This is a genomic window from Psychromonas sp., assembly GCF_047632995.1.
Lineage (GTDB): Bacteria > Pseudomonadota > Gammaproteobacteria > Enterobacterales > Psychromonadaceae > Psychromonas.
Genome location: NZ_JBLIEK010000135.1, coordinates 1 through 8,245, shown reverse-complemented (window position 1 = coordinate 8,245; position 8,245 = coordinate 1). Strand labels below are relative to the sequence as shown.

Below are 8,245 nucleotides of genomic sequence, written 5' to 3'. Positions count from 1 at the left end.
TCGGCTTAACATTCATTACTATAATTAATGATCTAACCCCACCTTAAAACGACTTACTTTTTTACTTTCTCATAGACAATAAAACTATAATCGTAAACATTTTTATCATCCGCCAGATAATCTTCTCTACTTATTTCTGACCATTCATTTTTATACCACTCAGGAAACCAAGTATCTCCTCCCGAAACTGAAGCATGAACCTGAGTTAAGTACAATTTATCGGCTTTAGGTAAAAATTGTTCGTACACCGATGCTCCGCCCATCACCATAGCTTCCTCTACTTGTTCACAAGCTAACAACGCATCATTAACTGAATGTACAACAGTGCAGCCTTCAGCTTGATAATCTATATTTTTGGTCACAATAATATTTTTTCTGCCCGGTAATACTCGACCAATTGAGTCATGAGTGTTTCGACCCATAATAATAGGTTTTCCCATGGTGACCCGACGAAAATATTGTAAATCAGCCGATAACTTCCATGGCAAGTAATTATCTTTGCCAATTAAACCTTGGTCATCTGTGGCCACAATAATTGCTAGTTTCATACGAAAAATATCCTAAAAATAATCTTAAATATAGAATAACACTTGTCGATGATTATTCGGACAGTTATCAGAATACGGTATTATTAAAATAAAATTTATTAACACTTAATTATATTAGGGGTTGTATGTCACTTTTCCCAATGATCAGTGCTGGTATTGGTGGTTTAGGTTTGTTTTTGCTTGGCATGTGGTTAATGTCCGATGGCCTTAAAATGGCGGCAGGAAGTACACTTAATCAATTATTACATCACTGGACTAATACTCGACTACGTGGTTTAGGCGTCGGTATATTTTTAACGTCTTTAATTCAATCATCGAGCGCGGTAACCATAGCAACTATTGGTTTTACCAATGCCGGTTTATTAAGTTTGAGGCGTGCCATCTGGATTATTTTTGGCAGTAATATTGGTACAACAACGACTGGTTGGTTAGTTACCTTAATAGGGTTCAACTTCAAAATAAGTGCATTTGCATTACCAATGATTGGTCTTGGGATGTTAATAAAGCTCGTTAAAGGTGAGTCTCATATTGGTGCGATAGGCCAAGCATTAGTAGGTTTTGGCATTCTCTTTATGGGCATTGATGTCCTTAAAGAGACCTTTTCCGTACTGGGTGATCAGGTTTCTTTAACTAGTATCAGTGAAATAGGCATTAAAGATATTTTAACATTTACCGGTTTGGGATTTTTAGTCACCTTACTGATGCAATCATCTAGCGTTACCCTTGCTATTACATTAACGGCATTATCTGGCGGTTTAATGACTCTATTACCCGCTGCAGCAATTGCCATTGGCAGTAACCTTGGCACAACAACTACAGCAGTATTCTCATCTTTTGGTACCAACCCAGTCGCCAAAAGAGTAGTTGCTAGTCATGTTATTTTTAATTTGGTTACAGCCATAGTTTCACTTATTTTATTATCGCCACTCATTACCGCCATTCTCTTTTTCCAAGATTTATTCAATTTAGGTGATGCCAGCACAACTACGCTGGCGCTATTTCACACCGTTTTTAATGTTTTGGGTGTGCTGTTAATGTGGCCATTAGCAGATAAATTGGTCGTATGGTTATCTGGTCGCTTTAAGACCAAGGATGAAGATGAATCTACGCCGAGGTATTTGGATAAAAATGCTTTAACTATTCCATCTTTAGCAATACATGCTTTATATAAAGAACTGCAGAGAGTAGGTGATTATTCACTGGCCATGGCAAAAGATAGTATTGACTTTGAAAAAACTACTAATAACATGGCAGGAAAGAATTCTGTCGTTGAAAAACTAACGATTGCCATTGGTGACTACACCTCCGAGTTATATAAACAAAACTTAAGCGAAGATGTTGCTAATGCATTACCAAGTATTCTGCGAATATCACAATATTATGATGCTATTTCTGAACTAGCAGTAACTATTAATTCGGATAAGAAAAAGGTAGAAACAGCAATAAACCCCAGTATTCAAGATCAAATCAATATTTTTTATAAACACAGTGTTATTTTACTTAATCATGCCAACATTAGACAAAAAACCAATCAAGAATATATGCTAAAAAATGAATTAGATACAGTTGAGTCTGAGTATCAATCATTAAAATCTCTGTTATTGCGCCGCGGTGCTGAGGGTAAATTATCGATCGCCAAAATGGATAAAACCATGGCATCGATTAGTCAGTTAAGACGACTTTCACAACAAGCGGTAAAAGCATTTATCCATTTTGAAACGCTTAATATTGACGTAATGGATAGAAAAAAAGACGACATAGCAGAAAATATAACCTCTGTATAAGCAAGATATAAAAGTAATCATAATCTGTGGACAACTTTACCTGTGGATAACTAGTGGGTTTATCCACAGGTTATTCAATATAGCCTTTTTAGTTATACACACTAAAAATTAACAATAACAAATTGAAATAAAGACAAATTAATGTCTTACTAACATATCCACAGGCATTAAACATCAACATCAATATCTTTTAAATAACTTATATTATTATTAATGAAACCCACAATCCTACAAATTGCACTGCCATGTCCTTTAAGATTATCTTTTGATTATCTACCTAATAATACTGAGATAGCGTGGCAAAACGGCATGCGTGTCAAAGTACCTTTTGGAAGTAGAGAGTTAATAGGTATTATTGTTAATATTAAAAAAGCTAATGAAGAAAGTGAAACCGCTAAACTCAAAACAATAATTGAAGCTATTGATCATCAATCTATTCTTTCTGCTGATTTAATAGCTCTTACTCAATGGCTAAGTGATTATTATCACCACCCGATTGGCGATTGTTTTCAAACAGTATTGCCTAAAAAAATACGCCTTGGAGAAACAGCTGAATTAGAAACGGAAATTTATTGGCAACTTAGTTCAGTATTTAGTGAGATTAAATCAGGTAAAAAACAACAAGAACTAATCACTTTATTAAAAGATTATTCAGAAGGTGTTAGTCAAAAATTTATTTATCAGCAACTAGGTCAGTGTCGAACCTCATTACTAGGCTTAGAAGAAAAAAAAGTAGTCTGTTCGTTCCAACACATAAAACAATCTTTGGTTACCCACAATCCAGTTGAACATTGTGAACTTAATGAAGAACAACAATTCGCTGTAGAAAAGGTTTGGCAATCACGCTCACTCTTTGCGCCATATTTATTACATGGCGTTACCGGAAGTGGTAAGACTGAAGTTTATATGCAGCTTGCTGAAAGTATGGTGACAGCAGGTAAGCAAATATTAATATTAATACCTGAAATTGGTTTAACGACCCAATTTGTTGAACGATTTAAGCAACGTTTATCGGCTCGTATTGTTGTTTTGAACTCAGCTATTTCCGATGGCGAACGTAAACAATCCTGGTTATTAGCTAAAGCGGCTTTAGCTGATATTGTAATAGGCACACGCTCAGCCGTATTTACACCATTACCTAACTTAGGTTTAATGATTATTGATGAAGAGCATGATGCTTCTTATAAACAGCAGGATGGATTACGTTACCATGCACGTAACGTAGCTTTAATTCGCGCTCAGAGGGCTAACGTGCCCATTATTATGGGAAGTGCCACACCTTCACTAGAAAGTCTATACAACGTTGAACAGCAGCGTTATCAGTTATTAATTTTAAATCAGCGTGCCACAGGCGCTAGTATGCCTAAAATAAAATTGATTGATAGTCGTGGTCCCTCTGCCAATAGTGGTATTTCAACTGTTTTATATCAGGCCATAAAAACTCAACTCTCGGCGGGTAACCAAGTTTTACTGTTTATTAATCGTCGGGGTTTTGCACCTGTTTTAATGTGCCATGATTGTGGTTGGCAAGCAACCTGTTCACATTGTGATGCCAGAATGATTGTTCATCAACGTCGGAATGTTTTGTGTTGTCATCACTGTGGCTTAATTAAACGTTTAGTCGATAAATGTCCTATCTGCCAAGCGAGTGATTTAAAAACCTATGGCGCTGGTACTGAACAAATAGAAAATACTTTGCAGGCTTATTTTCCTGAAACACCAGTATTACGAATTGATCGTGATAGTACTCAAAAAGTCAATGCTTTCGTCGAGATTGTTAATAAAATTAGACAAGGTGGTGCCAAAATATTAGTCGGCACACAAATGTTAGCCAAGGGTCATGACTTTCATGATGTAACGCTTGTTGGTGTTTTAGATGCTGATCAAGGTTTATTTAGTGCTGATTTTCGGTCAACAGAATCCTTAGCTCAATTAATTATTCAAGTAACGGGACGAGCAGGACGTGGTGATAAAAAGGGGGAGGTATTTATTCAGACTAGCCAGCCACAACATGAATTTTGGCAAGATATTATTAAACATGGTTATGCTTTTACCGCTCAAAAAATATTAGCCGAAAGAAAAATGATGGCGATGCCACCAACTAGTTCGTTATGTGTTATTCGTGCTGAATCTCAAGACGAATTTTTAGCTATGCAATTTTTAAGTGATGTTTCAGGTCTTTTCCATCAAGCAATACAAGAAGAAGTGATTGTGATGGGACCTGTTCCTTCCATTATGGAAAGACGAGCTGGTCGTTATCGAGCACAATTATTATTATTATCTCAACAACGCAAACCTTTACATCAATTACTTGATTATTTTATGCCTACTATCGGATCTTTGAAGTTAACTCGAAAAGTAAGATGGTCAATCGATATTGATCCGCTTGATTTACTTTAAGCTAATTTCAAAGTCGCTCTATAAATTTCAAGTCGCTTTAAATAATCTTTATTTATCACTCATTCCCGCTAAATTTAGATATTACTGTCTAAGTAATTATAAGTTATTAATTTAAATATCTTATTTTCAGTCGTATTAAGTTTCTTTTAAAAATATTTAAATTAGTCTTTGACTGAATAAGTAGTCAAAGATAACTCCTGTATAAAGACCTTATAAATTTGATCATAACTTGTGGATAACTTTGACTGTGGATAAGTAGCATAGTTATCCACAGGAGATCACTTACTAACCATCTTATTTATTAACAGACCGGCTTATTTATAAGTTGTTAATATTAAACTAATTTAAAATTTTACCCACATACCCACAGGCTTTAAACATCAACATCATTATCTTTTAAATACTATATTAATGATTATTAAAAGATAATATCCCGCAAATTTCAAAAACTACTCAAAAAAATGATTCAAAAAAAGATTATCATCTAAGCTGAAATAACCAGAAACAAAGCTCGATCAATTTTCTCTCTGTGATCAATAACTCATGATCAGTTAAAATACCCCTACTTAATTAATCTCAGGTTTTATGACATTGAAAGCCCAGCTTATAAAAATAATTCAAACTGCATTAACGGATCTTATTCAACAGGAAAAGCTTCCTGAACTTGATTTGCCAGAAATACAAATTGAACGCACTAAAGATAAATTACACGGTGATTTTGCCTGCAATATAGCGATGATGTTGGCAAAACCAGCCAAAATAAATCCTCGCCAAATAGCGACTTTATTAGTTGACGCTATGAAAGATTTTGATTTTATTAATAAAATTGATATTGCTGGACCAGGTTTCATCAACTTCTTTTTGTCAGCAGAATCAGCCCAACAAATTGTTAAAGATATTTTAGCCTCTGGTGACACGTTTGGTCGTAGCCAGGTAGGTAAAGGAAAACGCGTTCAAGTTGAATTTGTATCGGCTAATCCTACTGGTCCACTACATGTTGGTCATGGTCGTGGTGCAGCTTACGGTTCTGTTGTTAGTAGTTTATTAATGGCTGCAGGATTTGATGTTCATCGTGAATATTATGTAAATGACGCTGGTCGGCAGATGGATATTTTGGCAACCAGCGTTTGGTTACGTTATTTAGATGCTTGTGGCGAACAATTTACTTTCCCTAGTAATGCTTACAAAGGGAATTATGTTTTAGATATAGCCGCTACCTTAAAAGCAGATAAAGGTGAACTATTTCGCCATCCAGCAAGTGAGATATTTGCTGGTGTTGCTCTTGATGAACCACAAGGAGGAGATAAAGAACTGCATATTGATGGTTTAACCAATAAGGCAAAAGCATTATTAGGTGAGACCAGATATCGTCAGTTATTTGATTTAGGTTTAAATTCAATTTTAGCTGATATTCGTGCTGATTTAGCTGATTTTGGTACTAATTACGATGAATGGTTTTCGGAACGTTCATTAATGGAATCGAGCGTTGTCGATCAAACAATTGAAACCTTAAAAAATTCAAAAGCATTATATGAAAAAGATGGTGCTTGGTGGTTTAGATCAACTGATTATGGTGATGCAAAAGATCGTGTTGTAGTACGTGATAATGGCCAAACAACGTATTTTGCTTCTGACATTGCTTATCATTTGAATAAATTCAATCGTGGTTTTGATACGGTAATTGATATCTGGGGATCAGATCACCATGGTTATGTACCACGTGTGAAAGCGTCTTTACAAGCGATGAATCAAGATTCAGATAGACTAAAGGTATTATTAGTTCAGTTTGCCGTGTTGTATCGTGGTTCTGAAAAAGTAGCGATGTCAACGCGTAGTGGCGATTTTGTTACCTTGCGTGAATTAAGAGAAGAAGTAGGTAAAGATGCTGCTCGTTTCTTTTATGTTCTACGTGGTGCTGATCAACATATGGATTTTGATTTAGAACTTGCGAAAACACAAAGTACTGATAATCCTGTTTATTATGTGCAATATGCTTATGCTCGTGTTTGTAGTGTCTTTAGACAACTAGCTGAACGTAATTTGGCATGGGAGCAAGCACAAGGTGAAATGCACTTATCTCGCTTAGTTGAAGAACATGAGCAAGCATTATTAACAGCCTTAGCGCGCTATCCAGAAGTAATTGAATCGTCAGCATTGAATCATACGCCGCATATATTGGCCCATTATTTAATGGATTTATCTCGTGATTTCCACACTTATTACAATGCCCATCACTTTATTATTGATGATCTTGAATTAAGTCAAGCGCGGTTAACCTTAGTTTCAGCCGTTAAACAAGTCATTTATAACGGTTTAACGGTAATAGGTGTATCAACACCGGAGACTATGTAAGTGGCAGAAAAACGAAATTCACGAAATTCGGCACCTAAACAATCCATACCATGGGGACCTATGTTTCTCAGTTTTGCTGTGGGAGCTTTTATTATGTTTTTATTGCACATAAAAGATGATCCAAAAGTTATCACACCAGAAAAAAAATCAATTGAGAAAAAGGTCAGTAAGAGTAAGAATAAGAATGGTGTAGAACCTACGTTTGAGTTTTATACCTTATTGCCTGAAATGGAAGTTGTAGTTGAAACGCAAAAAAGACCGCAACCTCCGGTCATAGCGTTACCAACAAAGCCGACAGAAAATACCGATAAAGCAGTTGATAAGGTCAGTTATTTACTGCAAGTTGGCTCTTTTCGTAAAGCCGCCGATGCGGATGCTTACAAAGCAAAATTGGCATTTTTAGGTGTTGAATCTAGAGTACAAACAGTAACCATTGATAATAAAGACACTTGGCATCGTGTTCAAATTGGGCCCGTTATAGGTAGAGATAAAGCTGATGCGCTTCAAAAACAATTAAAAGAAAACAGTATTGATTCTTTATTAATGCGGGCTAAAAATGGTTAGTCAAAAAAAATTCGGGTATCCTCATAGCTACTAATATTAAAAGGTGAATTGTAATGACTGACATAAATGAAAAAATCTATTCTAAAGAAGAAGTTGCTGAGAAAATAGCGACAGAACTACCTAATTGGTATTTTGAAAATGGTTGGATCCGTCGTAAATATAAAACAAGCGGTTGGAAAGGTACCTTAATGGTAGTTAATACGGTAGGTCATTTAGCGGAAGCTGCTTGGCATCACCCTGATATTTCAGCATCGTATGCGTTTGTCATTGTGAAATTAACGACACATAGCGCTAAAGGGATCACCGATAAAGATTTCGAATTAGCAAAAATGATTGAAAAAGTTGTGCAATGGCAACCCGCCAAAGAAGATGGAAGTCCTTTTGAAGGCACCCCTTCTGATCCACGCTTTAAATATATCAAGTATGATTAAGGATACAACTATGACTGAAATGACTGATTCAGGAATATGGTTAGAAGTGCCTAGCCCATTTTGTGGTATTGCATCAGATGATCTCACTATCAAAGTAGATGGAAACACTGTGATAGTGATTAATAATGGTGATGCTGTAACTAAAAAAGGATTTGAGACACCAATT

6 protein-coding genes are annotated in these 8,245 nt (G+C 35.7%); 5 read left to right on the top strand and 1 reads right to left on the bottom strand.

Annotated features, from left to right (window positions below; all coding sequences use genetic code 11):
• Positions 1–53: 53 nt before the first annotated feature.
• Entirely contained in the window at positions 54–548 is a 495-nt protein-coding gene (locus tag ACJAT7_RS16340) for a dihydrofolate reductase (protein ID WP_415227869.1), read from the bottom strand.
• Positions 549–673: 125 nt separating this feature from the next.
• Between ACJAT7_RS16340 and ACJAT7_RS16335 the strand changes: the two genes are divergently transcribed.
• The 5 genes from ACJAT7_RS16335 to ACJAT7_RS16315 all read left to right on the top strand — a co-directional run bounded on the left by ACJAT7_RS16335 (position 674) and on the right by ACJAT7_RS16315 (position 8,079).
• Positions 674–2,332 carry a Na/Pi cotransporter family protein gene (locus ACJAT7_RS16335; protein WP_415227868.1) on the top strand — a complete coding sequence of 553 codons (1,659 nt, stop codon included), beginning with the start codon at positions 674–676 and terminating at the stop codon, positions 2,330–2,332.
• Positions 2,333–2,545: 213 nt separating this feature from the next.
• Positions 2,546–4,732: a primosomal protein N' gene (locus ACJAT7_RS16330; protein WP_415227867.1), complete on the top strand. Its 2,187-nt coding sequence runs from the start codon at positions 2,546–2,548 to the stop codon at positions 4,730–4,732.
• Between the two features lie 591 nt (positions 4,733–5,323).
• Positions 5,324–7,084, top strand: coding sequence for an arginine--tRNA ligase (argS, locus tag ACJAT7_RS16325; RefSeq protein WP_415227866.1), 1,761 nt, complete (start codon positions 5,324–5,326; stop codon positions 7,082–7,084).
• Entirely contained in the window at positions 7,085–7,648 is a 564-nt protein-coding gene (locus tag ACJAT7_RS16320; protein ID WP_415227865.1) for an SPOR domain-containing protein, read from the top strand.
• A 53-nt stretch (positions 7,649–7,701) separates the two neighbouring features.
• Positions 7,702–8,079, top strand: coding sequence for a 4a-hydroxytetrahydrobiopterin dehydratase (locus ACJAT7_RS16315; protein WP_415227864.1), 378 nt, complete (start codon positions 7,702–7,704; stop codon positions 8,077–8,079).
• The last annotated feature ends 166 nt before the right edge of the window (positions 8,080–8,245 follow it).